At 61.2% G+C, this 15,968-nt stretch carries 15 protein-coding genes and 2 pseudogenes; 5 read left to right on the forward strand and 12 right to left on the reverse strand.

Features of this window, described 5'->3' with window-relative positions:
• Positions 1 to 213: 213 nt before the first annotated feature.
• Positions 214 to 423, forward strand: coding sequence for a hypothetical protein (locus AX756_RS23290; protein ID WP_068317898.1), 210 nt, complete (start codon positions 214 to 216; stop codon positions 421 to 423).
• 518 nt (positions 424 to 941) lie between these two features.
• On the opposite strand, the gene AX756_RS23295 is transcribed toward AX756_RS23290, so the two are convergent.
• From AX756_RS23295 to AX756_RS23320, 6 genes are all read right to left on the reverse strand, one after another.
• Positions 942 to 1,949 (reverse strand): DUF1214 domain-containing protein, encoded by a 1,008-nt coding sequence (locus AX756_RS23295; RefSeq protein ID WP_068317901.1) that lies wholly within the window; start codon positions 1,947 to 1,949, stop codon positions 942 to 944.
• A gap of 11 nt (positions 1,950 to 1,960) precedes the next feature.
• A complete protein-coding gene (locus AX756_RS23300; RefSeq protein WP_197431128.1) occupies positions 1,961 to 2,962 on the reverse strand; it encodes a DUF1214 domain-containing protein in 1,002 nt (333 codons plus the stop codon).
• Positions 2,963 to 2,973: 11 nt separating this feature from the next.
• Positions 2,974 to 4,035: a DUF1214 domain-containing protein gene (locus AX756_RS23305; protein ID WP_082739330.1), complete on the reverse strand. Its 1,062-nt coding sequence runs from the start codon at positions 4,033 to 4,035 to the stop codon at positions 2,974 to 2,976.
• Between the two features lie 43 nt (positions 4,036 to 4,078).
• A complete protein-coding gene (locus AX756_RS23310) occupies positions 4,079 to 4,456 on the reverse strand; it encodes a YmgD family protein (RefSeq protein ID WP_068317904.1) in 378 nt (125 codons plus the stop codon).
• A 54-nt stretch (positions 4,457 to 4,510) separates the two neighbouring features.
• Entirely contained in the window at positions 4,511 to 4,720 is a 210-nt protein-coding gene (locus AX756_RS23315) for a YMGG-like glycine zipper-containing protein (protein ID WP_068317906.1), read from the reverse strand.
• A 154-nt stretch (positions 4,721 to 4,874) separates the two neighbouring features.
• Positions 4,875 to 5,663 carry a transporter family protein gene (locus tag AX756_RS23320; RefSeq protein ID WP_068317910.1) on the reverse strand — a complete coding sequence of 263 codons (789 nt, stop codon included), beginning with the start codon at positions 5,661 to 5,663 and terminating at the stop codon, positions 4,875 to 4,877.
• A gap of 108 nt (positions 5,664 to 5,771) precedes the next feature.
• Here AX756_RS23320 and AX756_RS23325 point away from each other — a divergent pair, with 108 nt between their 5' ends.
• Both AX756_RS23325 and AX756_RS23330 read left to right on the forward strand, forming a co-directional pair.
• On the forward strand, positions 5,772 to 6,788 hold the full coding sequence (locus tag AX756_RS23325; RefSeq protein ID WP_068317913.1) for a helix-turn-helix domain-containing protein: 1,017 nt from the start codon (positions 5,772 to 5,774) through the stop codon (positions 6,786 to 6,788).
• Between the two features lie 191 nt (positions 6,789 to 6,979).
• Positions 6,980 to 7,306: pseudogene (locus AX756_RS23330) on the forward strand (transposase); the annotation flags it as partial.
• A 556-nt stretch (positions 7,307 to 7,862) separates the two neighbouring features.
• On the opposite strand, the gene AX756_RS23335 reads toward AX756_RS23330, so the two are convergent.
• The 4 genes from AX756_RS23335 to AX756_RS23350 all read right to left on the reverse strand — a co-directional run bounded on the left by AX756_RS23335 (position 7,863) and on the right by AX756_RS23350 (position 11,747).
• Positions 7,863 to 8,975, reverse strand: a complete 1,113-nt coding sequence (locus AX756_RS23335) for an ABC transporter permease (RefSeq protein WP_068317916.1) — start codon at positions 8,973 to 8,975, stop codon at positions 7,863 to 7,865.
• A 13-nt stretch (positions 8,976 to 8,988) separates the two neighbouring features.
• The gene (locus tag AX756_RS23340; protein ID WP_068317918.1) at positions 8,989 to 10,239 is read right to left on the reverse strand and encodes an ABC transporter permease; all 1,251 of its coding nucleotides are present in this window, start codon (positions 10,237 to 10,239) and stop codon (positions 8,989 to 8,991) included.
• A gap of 3 nt (positions 10,240 to 10,242) precedes the next feature.
• Positions 10,243 to 11,181 (reverse strand): ABC transporter ATP-binding protein, encoded by a 939-nt coding sequence (locus AX756_RS23345; protein WP_068317920.1) that lies wholly within the window; start codon positions 11,179 to 11,181, stop codon positions 10,243 to 10,245.
• A 284-nt stretch (positions 11,182 to 11,465) separates the two neighbouring features.
• Positions 11,466 to 11,747 carry a 2TM domain-containing protein gene (locus AX756_RS23350; RefSeq protein WP_068317923.1) on the reverse strand — a complete coding sequence of 94 codons (282 nt, stop codon included), beginning with the start codon at positions 11,745 to 11,747 and terminating at the stop codon, positions 11,466 to 11,468.
• 309 nt (positions 11,748 to 12,056) lie between these two features.
• On the opposite strand from AX756_RS23350, the gene AX756_RS23355 reads away from it, so the two are divergent.
• Together AX756_RS23355 and AX756_RS23360 are read left to right on the forward strand one after the other, a co-directional pair.
• Entirely contained in the window at positions 12,057 to 12,971 is a 915-nt protein-coding gene (locus AX756_RS23355; RefSeq protein ID WP_068317926.1) for an N-acyl homoserine lactonase family protein, read from the forward strand.
• 166 nt (positions 12,972 to 13,137) lie between these two features.
• On the forward strand, positions 13,138 to 14,049 hold the full coding sequence (locus tag AX756_RS23360; protein ID WP_231701161.1) for an NAD(P)-dependent alcohol dehydrogenase: 912 nt from the start codon (positions 13,138 to 13,140) through the stop codon (positions 14,047 to 14,049).
• 54 nt (positions 14,050 to 14,103) lie between these two features.
• Here the strand turns inward: AX756_RS23360 and AX756_RS23365 are convergent, their stop codons facing one another.
• Both AX756_RS23365 and AX756_RS26530 read right to left on the reverse strand, forming a co-directional pair.
• Positions 14,104 to 15,057 carry a quinone oxidoreductase family protein gene (locus AX756_RS23365; protein WP_068317928.1) on the reverse strand — a complete coding sequence of 318 codons (954 nt, stop codon included), beginning with the start codon at positions 15,055 to 15,057 and terminating at the stop codon, positions 14,104 to 14,106.
• Positions 15,058 to 15,340: 283 nt separating this feature from the next.
• Positions 15,341 to 15,820: pseudogene (locus AX756_RS26530) on the reverse strand (site-specific integrase); the annotation flags it as partial.
• Positions 15,821 to 15,968: the final 148 nt, after the last annotated feature.

The following is a 15,968-nucleotide window of genomic DNA, read 5'->3' on the forward strand; positions in this document are numbered from 1 at the left end:
CAAGCCGTCAACCTGAAGGCACGTGGCCCGCAGCCACCGCTTACGACTGGTAGTTGTCTGCAGAGTTTAGTGTATGCGCCACTGAGAACGGCGGTGCGAAAGTCGACCACGGTAGCGGCGGGATGAACCTGCTGCGGGTGACGTAAAAGTCGTCAACCTTTGCGGTTGATCCGTGGAAGCCGATTTCGCTTTGGACGCGCGGTTGAACTCATTATGGGCGTAATAGAGTGCGCGCTCGATGAAGAGGATGAACGTCTGTTGCCCCAGCATTTCTTGGATGCGTATGCGATGCAGGAAGGCTGCGACATCGAACTAAACGTCTTCGATTCACCGAATTTGATGGAGATCCCTCTCGATGTCGGCGCCGACGAGTACGAGTTCGCACGGAGCAAGTGTCTGAAAAAGAAAATGGAGCGCGGGTAAATCCTGCCATCTGCGATCGTGGCGCCTCAGCGAGGGCTCGACCGCAAAACGATCCCGAAACCTTTTACCGAGCAAGGTGTTAGCACCTTGCTCGTTCTGACTCCCGGTGGCGAGATTTCTTGGCTAGCGCGGGTGGGGTGGGAAACTGGAATCACAACAGATTTAGACGTTGGTGGCGACCTGGGCTTGCCGCTCTCGGTAGCGCAGCATTCTCATCCGAGGCCCTTCATGAATGTCCATGTGGAAGAGAAGCAAGCCTTCGAAGCGCCTCACAACAAGGTCAAGCTGCGGACTTTGCCGCCAACGACGCCCGGTCGCGGTGGGTCAGCTCGCAGAAAAAAGGTACATCGACCGCTGCCTCGTGCATCGCAGCTGCAACATAGAACCACCATGCGCGAACGGTCCTCAGTTGCCGAAAGGTTAAAACAAAGCGAACGGCAACGACGAGTTCACACGGGAAGCGCGACCCTTGGCAGGGTCAATTTCCGGCCTAGGGTCTCGCTGCCGCCAACCTTGGTTCAGTTAACCCGTTCGAAAGCCGGAAAGGTCCAGCGGCCATCGAGGACTTCCGCGCGGGGCTCGTAGAGGCGGATGGAATGGTTCCAGTCGGGCGTGATTGGGATGCAGTTGATCCGGCCATCCTCGCAGCCGCCGAAATACAGTGTGTAGGAACCGTCATCATTCGGTGTGGCGCTGACGTTGTTGTAGCTGTTCACTCCAAGGTCGTTCGGTTCCAGATAGCCGTCGGCATTGTAGACCGTGACCGACCAGAACGCGTCTACCGGCACATCCCGGACAGTCACCGCATACTGGGCCTCCCCATCATTCTCAGGCACCGAGTCGACCTCGTACATCGCGGCACTTGGCGGCAGTCCGGCCCAGGCCGAGATGGCACCGACAAGGTGGTCGAGGGGGGTCACTTTCTCCTTGGTGCCGAAAGCCTTGCTGGCGTCAAAGCTGATCGCGCTGGCAAGATCGTTCAACGCCTTTCGCGCCACCGCTAGGCTGTCGAGATCCCAATCCGGGGCTTCGAACGGGCCCGCTGCGCCCCCGATCAACTTGATCCCATCCTGTGCTGCATGGGTGGCGGCAAGGTCGTCAGGGTCGTTTGCGTTGACGAAGGTCCGGAAGAGCACCATGGCAAAGCGCGAGCCGACTTTTTCTTCGGTCAGCGGATAGGTCCCCGGCGTCGCCTCTGCCAGCATGTAGTGATCCTGGCTGATCACCAGCATCGACTGGTAGCGCCCGTCGATCTCCGGCAGGATAATCTCGGCCGGCTCCGACAGATCAAGCACCACCGCGCTGTAAAGAGTGTCCTGGTTCGCACGGATAACCGGTTGAGGATCCTCCGCCGCAATCGGCTGCCGGAAGTGGGTGAATTCGCCGATTTCGATGTCATTTGCCGCCATGTTCACGCGGAACATGTGATCGGTTTCGGCCCGCACCAATGTGTCGAGCGTGACCTCTTCGGCGCACAGGATTGTCGGTACGCACAGCGCGCATGTCAGCAGAAGTTTGGTTTTCATTTTCGTGCCCTTCAGTTGACCTGTTCGAAGGCTGGGAAGGTCCAGCTGCCGTCGAGGATTTCCGCGCGTGGCTCATAGAGGCGGATGGAATGGTTCCAGCCGGGCGTGATTGGGATGCAGTTGATCCGGCCATCCTCGCAGCTGCCGAAATGCAGTGTGTAGGAACCGTCATCATTCGGCTTGGCACTGACATTGTTGTAGCTGTTCACGCCAAGATCGTTCGGTTCCAGGTAGCCATCGGCGTTGTAAACGGTGACGGACCAGAACGCATCAACCGGCACGTCCTTGACCGTCACGGCATGCGCAACCTCGCCATCATTGGCGGCCACGCTATCCACGACATAAGAGGCAGCCGTGCGCGGCAACCCGCCCCAGCCCGCCGCCGCGCCGACAAGGTGGTCGATTGGGCGCACCTCATCCTTGCGGCCAAAGGCGAAGTCCGCATTGAAACCAAGCACAGCGACGTCGCTCAGGGCTTGGCGGGCCACGGTTAGAGCCTTGAGGTCCCAGTCGGGCGTCTCGAACGGACCATCACCACCGCCACTGACCTCGATGGCGTCTTGCGCGGCGTGTGCTTTTTCAATGTCATCCGGGTTCGAGACATCAACGAATGTGCGGAAGCTGACAGAGGCAAAACGGGTCCCCACCTCTTCCTCGGTCAGCGCGTAGGTTCCGGGCTTGGCCTCGGCAAACATATAGTGATCCTGACTGACCACATGCATGGACTGATAGCGGCCGTCGATTTCGGGCAAGGTGATCTCGGCCGGCTCAGAGAGGTCAAGCACCAAACCGGAATACAGCGTATCCTGGTTCATGCGAATTGTCGGCTGGTTGTCCGGCGAAATGGGGTCGCGCAAATGATGCAGCTCCCCCAAACCATAGCCGAAGGCCTCCATGTTTGCCCGGATATTATAGTCGGATTCCGCGCGGACGAAGGTTTCGACCGTGACGCCTTCGGCAACGGCCAGTGTCGGTGCGCAGAGCGTGACTGTCAGCAGAAGTTTGGTCTTCATGTTCATTCCCTTCAATTGGCAGGAACAACGGCGGGGAATGTCCAACTGCCATCGATAACCGACGGCTCGGGCCGATACATCCGGACGACGTAATTCCACCCCTCCACCAGCGGCAGGCAATTCACGCGATCGTCTTCGCAGCCGCCAAGATGAACCGTCATCGAGCCGTCGTCGTTCTGCGTCCCCATGACCGAGTTCACGTTGTAGGCGTTTCGGTCATTCTTCTCGAAAAAGCCGCGGTCGTTGTAGAGGCTGACTGACCAGAACGCTTCCACAGGCACATCCGCGGGAACGTCGATTTTGTATTCGCCCACGGGCAGCCCCGGATCGGCGCCGACATAGAACGCCTCGCGTTCGGGCAGGCCGCCCCAACCGATGGCGGTGTTGAGCAGGTGGTTTATCGGGTCGACCTCGTCCTTCGGACCAAAGGCGCCCGAGCTGTCGGCCAGGAATGGCAGTAGCGCGTTCAGGCCCGCGACCAACGCCTCGTAGCTCTCTTCGTCATAATCCGGCAGGATGAATGGCTGCGACGACGCGGCTTCGATTGCCATCTGATCCTGAAGCGCATGTACGGCAGTTACATCGTCAGGGTCGGACGCATCTACAAGCGTGCGCATGAAAACAATGACATACGGCGTATCAAAACTCTCTGTGTCGAGCGTGTAGCTGCCCCCGCCGTGGAACACATCGTTGATATAATGGTCCTGATTGACGATCATCGCGGACATGTACCGCTCGCCCACTTCGGGCAGCGTCAGTGTCGCGCCTTCGCTGATATCGACGACCGCTGTGCTGTAGAGCGTGTCGAAATTCATGCGGATTGTCGGCTGGTTGTCCACGTCTCCCGGGTCGCGGAAGTGGAAGAAACGGTTCACGCCACCGGCGAGAGACACGTATTTGGCCAGTTCGATATCGGTCGCGGCGCGGGTGAAATTGCCGATCATCACCGGGATTTCCCGGGCTTCGATCAAGGCATCAAGAGTGTCGCCCGCGAATTGAGCATTGGCGACACTCCCGATGAAGACCCCTCCAACCAATGCGAGTGAGAGTGGCGCAATCCGGCAATAGGTCATTTTTTCCTCTCCATAAAGCGGTGTTTGGACATGTCGCCTCAAGTCAGTCGAACGCCCGGAAGGTCTCTCTGACGGCGAGATCGACGGCCCCGGCCAGCAACATTCCCGGATCGTCATCGCACGCGTCTTCCAGTTCCTCGACGAACTCGTCCTTGAGGCGCGCACGGTCCTGTTCCTCCGGAACCTCCGCCATGACATCGATCTGGCGATTGAAGAGAGACACCATGGCCATCAGCCGCACGATCTCCGCCACCTGATCCTCGTCATCGCCAAATGTATCGAGAACGCTTCCGCAACTGTGGTGCATATATGGCTGGGCCGAAGCGATAGCCTGGTCCATGATCTCGTCGGCTTGCACCGTGCCGCCGAGGGTGAACAGGCAAACCGCTACGGCAGCGCTGCTTTTGAAACGATGTGTCATTCTGGGATTCCTTGTCTTTTCCGAGCCCATCACTGGTACGCCTTCAGAAATCTGTCATTTTCTCGCGCCAGCGATCGCACCGACAACAGCGCCGCCGGTCGCTCCCTTGTTGCCACCTACGAGGTAGCCGACGCCTGCACCCACAACCGCGCCCCCCACTGCGTTTTGGAGCTGTTTGTTCGCCACAGCGGGCGAGGACATTGCGAAGCCGAACGCCACTGCCAATGCGAGTGAAACCGTGAGTGCCGTTTGTCTGATGAGCATGTGGAACCTCCATTCCTGTTAGTTGGCGACAGACGCCAGATGGCGCCGACGTCTGGTGGTAAACCAACGCCTGAAAACGGCAGCGATCGCCGTTTCAAGCGTCTCTTTCCTCTTCGGTCCCGTGCCGTCGAACCGGAGTGCGACAGGTGTCCGATCACCCTTTCGGGAACACGAATTGAACCTGCAGGCGGAACCGCCAGTCCTCCGGCCCGCCTTCGGGGCTCTCCAGCCAGTTGCCGACGCCGAGCTGGAAGTTGACCGGCTTGCCGCCGATGACCGCCAGCTTCGACACCGAGGCGTTCAGCGGCACCGACCAGCTTTCCGTTTGCCAGTCGTAGGTGCTTTCGCTCTGAAGCGAATACGTCCACGCGCCTTCGGTTGAATAGGCCACGAAGGGCTGAACGAAACTGGCATTGGTGGGAGTTTTCGGATCGTTCTCGAGATCCCACAGGTGATTGGCAAGCATGCCGAACGTCCATGGGCCGGTCTGCTGCAACACAATGCCGGTGACGCCAGCGGCCCATGTCTTGCTGGAGACATCGGAATAGGTTGGAAAGCGGACCACCGGACCAACACCCCATGTCAGGTTCGTCTCGGTGGTCCGGGAATACCACGCGCTCGCCAGAACATCGCCGAAGCCGCTCTGGGAGGTGCCGGGGATCACGTCCTCCTGCCAGACATAGGGGATGATCGTGCGCGTGATGATGGTGGCGCCGTTTTCGAGCGCGAAGGGGATGATCGGCTGCAGGTTCAACGTCGTCCGGTTGCCTTCATTCGTCAGACCGAGATTGTCGTCATAGTTCAGCTGGAACGGCACGGAGATGATGGCCGCGAGTGGGTTCGCCAGTTCTTGTGCGAGGTCGGCGGCGTCCTGCGCAATGGTCGCTGCGGGAAGGCACAGACCACCGATCACCAGTGATACGCGAAGAAGGGTGGTTTTCATCTTGTGGGTCTCCCTGCGACATTGTTCCCAGAACAGGGCCAGTCGGTCGTTTCACCCTGCCGACAGGATATCATTGCATCACCGGACATTTTGCGACAATGTGATCCCATGCATGGTAATCTGGTGAACCTGGTCGAACTCGCTCACGTCGTTGACCTGCTTGATCGGTTCGCGGGACGGTTGATCGTGGACAGGGCGCTTAAATCGGCGGGTCTCGATCGTACGATGCTCGACGGTATGACCGGTTTCATCCCCTACGCCTCTGAGGCCGTCGTTATCGACTCGGTCGCACGGGCAATTGGCGACCGCCACCTCGGTGCGCGGATCGGGCAGGCCTACGAGTATTCGGCCTATGGCGCGTATGCCCATTTCGTATTGGGCGCGCCCGATCTGGCAACAGCGTTTGATCGCGGGCGGCGGGCCTTGTTGTTTACGCATCCCGGCTCGGCGATCACCCTGCGAGAGACCGAAACGCATCTGGTCGTCGGACGCGATTCCAAGGGCCTGTCGGTGGTCGGGCATCATCACCTTGACGAAGGCGCGCTGTTTGTCATCGGGCACGTTGCTCGCCATTTCCTGGGCTCCGATTGGACGCCGGATTGGGTCGAAGTGCCGGAAACCAATGCCCGCGAGCTCGCTGTGCTTGAAGATCTCTTGGGGACCACGATCCGTGCAGGTGCACTGGTGCCCGGCATCGCCATTCGCCTGACGGACCTCGCGGCGCGCAATCCCGGCCCACCGCAGCCCGAAAGAACCATGTCCCTCGGCGAGTTGGGGCTCCTGATGGACATCGCGCCCGCACAAACCATGGAAGATGCCGTGGTTCAGATGCTGACCATCACATCCGCAAGCGGCCAGACGGATGAACGCTCAATCGCCCGGTTACTTGCCATCGGACCGAGGTCCCTCCAACGCGCCTTGAAGGACGAGGGTACGACCTTTCGTCAAGTCCGCGCACGGGTCGTCTGTGATCGCGCGCGGTCGCTTCTTTCTGAAACCGACATGTCTCTGACGGAGATTGGAAATCTCTTGGGGTACTCAGATCCACGAAGTTTCCGTCGCGCCTTTAAGGAGTCGACGGGTCATGCTCCGAGTGCCTTTCGCAAAGCTGCGCAGACAGGATGACCTCGTGAAAAAGCGGAGTCGGGTTCGCCTATCCCAAACCACCAATTGATTGTGCAACTTCAGAGGTGGCTCTGCGTTGGTGAACATCGGTTGTAGTCTCCCAAACACGCAACGTTTCTATGGGCAGAGGCTCTGTTGCACAAATCCGGTGAGGGATTCATGTCATGAATCCAGCGTGGTAGCTGGACGATATGAACAGACTCACGCCACCAATCCACCAGACCAGGAACTGGCCGGCCTATAATGAAGCGCTCAAGCGCCGTGGCTCGCAGACGATCTGGTTTGACCCAGAGATGATCTGGGATGCTACGCCGGCCGGAAATTGCGGACGACAGCAAACCTACAGCGATACCGCCATTCAGACATGCCTGACGATGAAGGTGCTGTTCGGCATGGCGCTGCGCCAGACGACCTGTTTTGTCGAAAGCCTGTTGCGTCTGATCGGTCTGAACTGGGCGGTGCCCGACTTCAGCACGCTGTCGCGCCGCCCGAAGACGCTGGCCGTAAACATCCCGTACAGCCGCTACATCATCGCATGGAGGCCCTGCACGACGATGAAAACTGGCGACGTGACCGACACGCTGAACCTGGCGCTGCAGGCATCGGGAGGAACTGGATTCAATCGCAAGGCGACCGATCAATGCAGAACTCCGAGAATTCCTGTTTGGAGGTTGCGCAACTACAGTTGAGATCGAAGCATTGATCGGTCAAGTACCAGACCCTCGGCTGTTGCGGGCTGATCGACACCAAGGGCGCCTCGACGCTCCGCAAGTGCATTGTCATCCTCTGAACCGGAAGCAGCCACTCGCTATCAATGAGGCGAAGGATGGAGGAGCGCCCGTTTTCCGAACGCTTCAGGTTGCACCAACGGCGGGTTTGCCGACCTACCGGACCTCTTCTCAGAGCGCGAATTCGATCGGTGCGTGAACCCGGCATTCCGCAAGAAGGGTGGAAAACAACCGTTCGCCGCAATTGTATGCTTATTCAAGTGGTCTCTCTGAAACGGACGTTCGTCATATCCCGGTTCTCCCTACTATGACGGGGGAATGATCCGCTTTCTGTTTGGTGAGCGGCTCAGTGAAACCTGAACACGCGGGCGCTGGCCCAGCCGGCCAGCACGGCGGTCAGAGCCAGGGCGGCCACATGGGGCAGAACCGCCCATGCCGGGTCGCCGAAGCTGACGAGCCGGTGCATGGCGTCCATCGTCCAGCCCGCCGGAATGGCCTTTTGCAGATCCTGCATGAAAGCCGGCGTTACCTCTATCGGCCACCATGCGCCGCCGAGGGCTGCCATGGCCATGGTCACGAGCAGGCCAAGCCCGGTGACTTCGGCTTGGCTGCGCCCGAGCGATCCGAGCAGCAGTCCCAGCGAGGCGCAGACCGCGGCCCAGACCGCCAGCACCAGCAGGATCGCAGGCAGGTTCGGCCCCCAATCCATGCCGAACAGAATCGTGCCGAACACCATTGCCATCCCGACCTGGCAGAGGGCGAGCATCATCCGGCCGAGCCACTTTCCGGCGATGATCTCTTCCCGCGAGAGGGGCGCGGAGGCTAGCCGGAGCAGCAACCCCTGATCGCGTTCCATCACCAGCAGGACGCCGCCGCTGGTGAGCAGCACCAGCATGGTGAACATGACCAGGATGCCTGGGACCGTCTGTTCGAAACCGGTCGGAACGCGCCCCAGCCGGCCACCCGGTTCCACCTCGACGGTGAGGGTGCGCGGTGCCTTGGCAAGCTCTGCCAACGTTTCGGACGGTACGTCGCGAGCGGCGAGTACCGCCAGTTCGGCGCGCAGCATCGCGGCGGCGAGGTTCAGCCGCAGCGCGTAGAGTTCGTCCGTCGGGCCCGGGGCGCCGATGTCGAAGCGGGCTGTCGGCGGCTGCTCGGCACCGGTCAGCTGGCCGGACAACCGAAGCTGCGGCACCTTTTCGGCCGGATCGACGATCCGGAAGCCGGTATCGGCCAGGATCTGTCCGAAGCGCTGCCCGACAGGATCGCTTTCGGCCGGCCTTTCGAAGGCGATCTCGGATTGGGTGATGAAATTGCCCAGCCCGCCCGCCGTCATGTTGCCGATGAAGAAGAAAAAGACGGGGGGCATGAGGACGAGCCAGAGCAGCGTCGCTCGGTCGCGCAGGGCGAAGAACAGGTCGCTCCGGGCGATGAACCAGATATTGCGCAGGATCTGCATGGTCTGTCTCCGGTCAGCGGGCGAGGAAGGCGGCGGCGAGCCGCCACGCAGTCAGCGCGGTAAGGGCGGCGATCCCTGCAAGCGCAGCGAGCGCCGGCAGAAGGAAATCGATCGGCTGCCCGGTTCCGATCAAGGCGCCCTTGAGGGGCTCCAGCATCATCCCGTTGGGGGTGAGCCGGCCGATAACGGCCAGGAAATCCGGCATGCTCTCGAAAGGGAAGAAGCTGCCGCCGACCAGCATCAGCGGGTAGAAGACGAGCGTCGAAAAGAGCGCGCCGGCCTTGCGGCTGGGGGCCATCACCTGAATGCAGCCGGCCAATGCGTGCAGCAGCAGTCCGGCCAGCGCAAGCCAGAGCAGGCTCGGCACAAGCTGCGAGAAGGGCAGGCCGAGCCGAACGAAGCCGATGATGGCCAGCGGCGTCGCCACCGCAAGCAGAACCACTGCAGCGGCGGTGCTGCGCGCGGCGAGATAGGCCGCCGGGTTGGTTGTCGTGGCTTTGAGACGGCGCAGCACGCCCATTTCGCGTTCCTGCCAGAGATCCTCGGCCAGCCCCTGTGCGGCAAATATCATGCCCATCATCAACAGGCCGGGAAAAAGCAGCAGCGCGAAGCTGGCGACGCGGGCGCCTTCGGGCGTGATCACCTCGATCTCCACCGGCGCTTCGATCAGGACGGGGACGGCGCGCAGGAGCTTCATGGCCGTTTCCTGCGCCAATGCGCCGATGGTCTCGGCGGCAGTTTCTGTATCGAGGCCGGCCGTTTCGGCTTCCTCGACCAGCTCGCCAAGCGCCGCGAGTTCCGGCGCCAGCGCCTGTTGCGTATATGTGCCCAGCTCGGCGATCAGGCGGGCGAGTTCGCGGGCCATGTCGGGCAGGATCGATTGCAGCGGATTGACGACGAGCCGCAGCGCCTGCGGCTCCGAGGCGAGGAATGCGGATTGAAACCCCTCCGGGATGACCAACATGGCCGTTGCCTCCGCCGCGTCGAGGATCTCGACGCCCCTGGCCGTGGAAACCGGCTCGAGGATCAGGAGTTCGGCAAACTGCTCGGAGGCGAGCGTGTCGGTCAGCGCCCGGCTCAGGACGGAGGAATCCTCGTCGGCGATCAGCAAGTGCACCTTGGGGCTTGTGCCATCGCTGCCGCCCATGACGGCGCTCAGAAGCGCACCCACCAGCAATGGAATGCCGATCCAGATCGCCAGAGACCACGGCGCTGCCAGCAAGCGGGCCAGCGATTTCCGGACGGCGGCTCGATAGAAAAGCATCGCTCAGGCCCTCAGCTCGGTTCCGGTGAGTTTCAGAAACAGGCTTTCGAGATTGGGGCGCCGAACCAGGGTCTCGGCCGCGCTGTTGCCGTTCCGGCCAAGCGCATCGAGCAATCCAGCCAGTCTGGACGGCCCGTCGCGGGTTTCAATCGTGAGCCGGGTGGCGTCGATCTGCAGGATCTCGACGGTGTCTGCCTGCCCGATTTCCGACAGGGCCACCTCGACAGCCTCCTGATCGAAACGGCCCGAGAGCGTTATCACATCGCGCTCACCAACCTCGGTCCGCAACTCCTCCAGCGTGCCTTCGGCGATCTTGCGTCCCTTGTCGACAATGGCGATCCGATCGCAAAGGGTCTCGGCCTCCTCCATGTGATGCGTTGTGTAGAGCACTGTCGCGCCACGCGCCGTCTGGGCGCGCACCATGTCGAACAGCCTTTCGCGGGATTGCGGGTCGACGCCCACCGTCGGCTCGTCCAGCAGCAGAACCTGCGGCGCATGGACGATTCCGCAGCCGAAATTGAGCCGCCGCTTCATGCCGCCGCTGAATTCGCGCGGCTTGTCGCCAGCCCGGTCGGCGAGGCCGATCACGTCGAGCACCTCGGCGACGCGGTCCCTCAGCCCGACCCCGCGCAGGCCGTAGGCCGCACCCCAGTAGCGGAGGTTCTCGGCGGCCGGAAGGTCTTCGTAGATTGCCAGATCCTGCGGAACTACGCCAAGCGAGCGCTTGGCGTCGCGCGGTGCGGTGGCGAGATTGTGCCCTGCCACCATGATCTCGCCGGAACTGGGTGTGATCAGGCCGGAAAGGCAGCCGATGGTGGTGGATTTGCCCGCCCCGTTCGGCCCGAGCAGGCCGAAAACCTCGCCCGCCTGTGTCTCCAGGCTGATGTCCTGAACGGCGGTGAAGGCGCCGTAATCCTTGCGAAGCTCGCGAATCGTGATCATGGAGGCTCCTTTCGGTCAGCATCGTCAAGCTCGTGCTCCGCCTCGATCAGTACATCCTGATCGAACGCTGGCCACATTTCGAGGAGAAGCCGGTGCCGCCGGCGGCCAGCCCTTCGAGCCTACACAGAACCAAGCCGGTTTCAAACTTGCTTGCACCGGATCGCATCGGATCACGGGCCATTGGCTCAAACGGCGCTGCTGCCTCTGTCTCCACCGCCACAGCTTCCGGGCAGGCGGATCCGGTAGGCCGCAATGGCGTTTCGCATACCGTCCCGACGCCGGCTTCAATCTGGCTTGTGCGCCGCTGTTTTGCGCAGCTCACGCTCCGTCAATGCGTCAAGAACCGCATTCTTGTCGGCCGACAGATACAGGCTCATCCCGTGGAGCACGACCGCGAACCCCCAGCCGATCATTGGCCAGATGAACCAGATCGGCCCGGGCAGGGTCAACACGTTGATGAAGACCAGCAAGATCATCACCGCGGCGTAGACCGCCCCATGGACGAGGAACCTGTACTTGGCCTCGGCGCGTTTTCGGGCTTTCGTGTAAACGTCCGTATTTGGCATCGCTGGCAGCTCCCGGACAGAAAAAATCACGGTGTATTATAACGCAAATCACGGCCCGGACTCCTTGATGGACATCAATCGCGCCGCCGCGTGCCGGCATCCGGCGAAATGCTGTGCCCACCGGTTGCTTCGGTCGAACCGACGGCAATGCAACTGATGCAAGTCAATGCGCCAACGCCTCTGCGGGGATACACTTCGCGCGGCATCCGCTGGGCTCCGCCGGGCAATGTAGCTGATTGATCCGACAGCGCGCAGGCCGGCAAGTGCAGCGCGATTCCGCATCAATGCAGCTAACCGGAGGAGGCGGCCATGACGATTTCCGAAGGACTCTCCCCCACGCCCCCCGCGCAAAAGGCGGAGCCGGTGATCCGCTCCATACGGGTGTTTCAATCCGGTAGCGGAGAGCAGCACAAGGAGCACCGTTTCGGTTCGCGACTTCCGCGTTCCGTCTGGGCATTGACCTCGCGCAGCTGGGTTCCCTTACCCCTTCAATATTTCCTGATCGAGCACTGCGACGGTCTCGTGCTTTTCGACACAGGGCTCGATCCGGCCATCGCGCTGGATCCGCGATATATCGAAAGCCCTGTGGGCCGTTTTCTGCTTCCGCGGATCTTTCGGCTGCATATCGACGAAGCGGACGGGCTGGACCGGGTTCTGGCTGCGGGTGGTATCCAGGCGGCTGATATCCGACTGGCCGTGTTTTCCCACCTGCATTTCGATCATGTCGGAGGCATCGCCCATATCCCGCAGGCCGAGCTGGTGGTGAGTGCCCGCGAATGCGCGCAATTGGACGCGCCGCATCCTGAATATGACTGGATCCTGCGGGACCACGTCCAGATCCCCGGCGCCAGGTGGTGCCCCTTCGAATTCGCCAGCACCGACGATCCTTTGCTGGCACCCTTCGGCGAGGCCCATGACCTCCTCGGGGATGGATCGATGGTTCTGCTGCCGACGCCGGGCCACACGCCCGGTTCGATATCGATGCTGATCCGACGCGACGGCTGGGCGCCGATCCTGCTGGCTGGCGACCTGACCTATCAGGTTGATCTTCTCGAACAGGATGTGGTCCCGGGCACAGGCGACGCCAAGGAGTTGCGAGCATCTTTTGCGCGGGTGCGGCAACTGAAGGCCCTTCTGCCCGATCTGGAGATCGTGGCCTCTCATGACGCCGGCGCCGCGGCGGCCTTGGCACGGGCACAAGGGTTCGCGCATCTGGCGGCCTGAAGGAACGGCATAACGCGCCGCGCGATCCAGTGGCTCTTGACAGCCTCTTCGCGTCCGGCGTTTTCCCATCTGAAAGGCTGGCGCCATGTCCATTGAACCGACGATGAAGGCAGTTGTGTTTAACCGCTATGGCCCGCCGGAGGCGCTTTCGCTCCGGGAGGTACCAATGCCGAGCCCAACTCCTGGCGAAATTCGGGTGCGGCTTCATGCTTCGACCGTCAACCGGACCGATACGGCGACATTGCGCGCGCATCCCTTCTTTGCCCGGGCAATGACGGGCCTGTTCCGGCCGAAGATGCAGACGCTTGGAATGGATTTCGCTGGCGTGGTCGACGGTCTGGGCGAGGGCGTGGACGGGTTCCGGCTTGGAGACAGGGTGTTCGGGCTGTCGCCGGATCGGTTCGGCGCCCATGCGGAGTATCTTTGCCTGCCCCAGAGCGGAGCAATCGCGCATATTCCGGAAGGCATCGGCTTTAGCGAGGCGGTGGTGTGCGAAGGGGCGTGGTATGCCAGCGCGACCACAAGGCTGCTCGACGAGGGCCAGACATGCCTGATTTACGGCGCCTCCGGTGCCATCGGAACAGCCGCAGTCCAGCTCGCAAAGCTTCGGGGGGCGACCGTGACCGCCGTCGTCGGGTCGGCACATGTGGCGCTTGCATCAAGGCTCGGTGCGGACCGGGTCGTGAATTTCGATGCGGAGGACTTCACCGCCATCGGTGAAAGTTTCGATCTGGTTTTCGATGCCGTGGGGCGGACTTCCTGGGCGGCCTGCCGCCCGCTGCTGAAAAGGACCGGTCTCTACACTGCGACCGATCTCGGTCCGTATTGGTCGAACATCCTCCTCGATATCTGGTTCGGGATCACCGGAAGCAGGCGCGTGCGAATACCCTTCCCCGATGATGCGCCCGGCTTCGTTCGCACCCTTGCCGGGCTCATGGCGGAGGGAAAGTTCAGCGGGGTATTCGACCGCAGCTATCCTTTGGAGGAAGTCGTCGAGGCATTCCGCTTCGTCGAGATGGGTCAGAAGACCGGGATCGTCCTGCTCGACATCCGGTCGCACGGGGCCGTTTCGCCCTGACTTCGCTCTTGGTGGCCTGCGAGCCACGCCAGTCCGTCGCCCCCGATCAATCGGTTACGGTCTGATCACCACCTTGCCGCGAACATCCCCGTTTCCCGTGCGCTGCAGTGCCTCGGGAACCGAGGACAGCGGCAGCACCGCATCAATGTGCGGGGTGATCCGGCCATCCAGCGCCATGTCAGCGACGCGTTCGGTCAGTTCCCGCCCCGACGGGACCAACAGCATGCCAATGGAGTGCTTTCGATACCGGAACGCCCCGCCTACGACGAGTGAGAGCAGGGTACCCACATTGCCACCCACCGCCTTGTATTTCCCGCCCTCGGCAAGCACTCGGGAGACCTTTCTCGGGCCGCGCGTGGCGACCATGTCGAGGATGTGATCCCATTTCTCTCCGCACTCGGTGAAATCCTGCTGTCGATAGTCGATCACGACGTCGGCCCCCAGGGATCTGAGCCACTTGGACTTCCCCTCATTGTCCACCGCTGTCACATGGCAACCGGCGGCCTTGGCCAGTTGCAGCGCCATGGTGCCGGAGCCACCGCCGGCACCATTGATCAGGAACCTGTCGCCTTGCGACAATACTTCGGTTCCGGCGACCGCAATGCCCCCGCCCTGCGGAAGACAGGCGGCAGTTTCGTCAGACAAGGCATCCGGGACCGCTACTGTTTCACTTGCCGGCACACAGGCATATTCCGCGAACCCGCCATGCGACCAGACATAGTCCCCCATGACGCGCTGTCCGGTTCTGAATCCGGTCTCACCCTCGCCTAGCTTGTCAACAAGGCCCACGATGTCCGACCCAAGAACATTCACCTTGGGCCTGAATATCCCGGCGATCGGACGCACCCAAAGCGGAGAGCCGGTAAGGTGCTCCCAATCGGACAGGTTCACCGCACAGGCCGAGACCTTTACCCGGATCTGCCCCCTGCCTGGTTCAGGAGTAGCGATATCCGCAAGCTGCAGAACTTCCGGTCCACCGTATCGATCCTGGACAACCGCTTTCATCATCTCGTGTGTACCATGACGCGCTGCTTCTTCATTTGCCTACAAAATACATGAGGGCACGGAGGATAGGGCTCAATGATTCCGATCAAGATTGCATAACCTGTCGCCTGAGGCGTGCTGCATAACCGACGAATGGCCGGTCTGGGGAAGCTGGGTGGCAGTGTTCCGATATTCGGACAATGGCTGGATTAGGCCGTTCGCTATACGTGTCACGGAAACCCCATTGAGCTTGTAAAGCCTGACTTGGCCTGACTTTTTCTTCGTTTAGTACCATTTCTCATCATAACATCGCGAGTACCTCATATGCGCTCGCCTCCAGAACGATAGACGTCACCCAGTCGCGGAAAATACGCGCATATTGACGGGTCGAGATGTGAAGGCGCTCGTGAAACATGTCGGGCCAGAGGAGTCCGGCCCCAACCATCATCGGATCTTGCAACCACCGGTCGAGCGAGACTCTGGTGCCTTCCCGGATCTCGAAGCACACGGGTTTCTATGTTTTGCTTAGCAGAACCGACGCCTATTCCTTGAGCTGGCCGGATGCCATGACATCGACGACCTTCATTTTGACCAGATCACAGCCGCGCATCTTGCTGTCGATGGCCAGATTGAAGAGCGCGAGGTCGCGATGGTTTTCGGCCACCTCAAGCCGAACTCTGATGGCCCAGACGTGTTTGGGTCTGAACGGTCGCTTCTGGCACACGATCCGGCTCTTGTCCCAAGCCGTGCGAAGCGCGCGAATGGCAGGCAAGTTTGGTGTTTCCATGACGGATCCTCCGATCCGCCACGCCCTCCCACAACGACAACCCGACTTTGACCAATAAAATACACCACGGGATGTTGCGCCGCCTCCGATGTCAGCTTCGAGCCGATTTTGTTGAAAAACACCCGTTCGCAACTGCCGAAATATGAGG

Origin of the sequence: Aliiruegeria sabulilitoris (assembly GCF_001558155.1) — a bacterium.
Classification (GTDB): domain Bacteria; phylum Pseudomonadota; class Alphaproteobacteria; order Rhodobacterales; family Rhodobacteraceae; genus Tropicimonas; species Tropicimonas sabulilitoris.

Excerpts from the sequence above, each read along its gene's own strand:
- AX756_RS23305 (WP_082739330.1), bottom strand. The coding sequence starts at position 4,035 with ATGACCTATTGCCGGATTGCGCCACTCTCACTCGCATTGGTTGGAGGG.
- AX756_RS23360 (WP_231701161.1), top strand. The coding sequence starts at position 13,138 with ATGCCGAGCCCAACTCCTGGCGAAATTCGGGTGCGGCTTCATGCTTCG.
- AX756_RS23320 (WP_068317910.1), bottom strand. The coding sequence starts at position 5,663 with ATGAAAACCACCCTTCTTCGCGTATCACTGGTGATCGGTGGTCTGTGC.
- AX756_RS23345 (WP_068317920.1), bottom strand. The coding sequence starts at position 11,181 with ATGATCACGATTCGCGAGCTTCGCAAGGATTACGGCGCCTTCACCGCC.
- AX756_RS23315 (WP_068317906.1), bottom strand. The coding sequence starts at position 4,720 with ATGCTCATCAGACAAACGGCACTCACGGTTTCACTCGCATTGGCAGTG.
- AX756_RS23310 (WP_068317904.1), bottom strand. The coding sequence starts at position 4,456 with ATGACACATCGTTTCAAAAGCAGCGCTGCCGTAGCGGTTTGCCTGTTC.
- AX756_RS23355 (WP_068317926.1), top strand. The coding sequence starts at position 12,057 with ATGACGATTTCCGAAGGACTCTCCCCCACGCCCCCCGCGCAAAAGGCG.
- AX756_RS23300 (WP_197431128.1), bottom strand. The coding sequence starts at position 2,962 with ATGAAGACCAAACTTCTGCTGACAGTCACGCTCTGCGCACCGACACTG.
- AX756_RS23340 (WP_068317918.1), bottom strand. The coding sequence starts at position 10,239 with ATGCTTTTCTATCGAGCCGCCGTCCGGAAATCGCTGGCCCGCTTGCTG.
- AX756_RS23365 (WP_068317928.1), bottom strand. The coding sequence starts at position 15,057 with ATGATGAAAGCGGTTGTCCAGGATCGATACGGTGGACCGGAAGTTCTG.
- AX756_RS23335 (WP_068317916.1), bottom strand. The coding sequence starts at position 8,975 with ATGCAGATCCTGCGCAATATCTGGTTCATCGCCCGGAGCGACCTGTTC.
- AX756_RS23350 (WP_068317923.1), bottom strand. The coding sequence starts at position 11,747 with ATGCCAAATACGGACGTTTACACGAAAGCCCGAAAACGCGCCGAGGCC.
- AX756_RS23290 (WP_068317898.1), top strand. The coding sequence starts at position 214 with ATGGGCGTAATAGAGTGCGCGCTCGATGAAGAGGATGAACGTCTGTTG.
- AX756_RS23295 (WP_068317901.1), bottom strand. The coding sequence starts at position 1,949 with ATGAAAACCAAACTTCTGCTGACATGCGCGCTGTGCGTACCGACAATC.
- AX756_RS23325 (WP_068317913.1), top strand. The coding sequence starts at position 5,772 with ATGCATGGTAATCTGGTGAACCTGGTCGAACTCGCTCACGTCGTTGAC.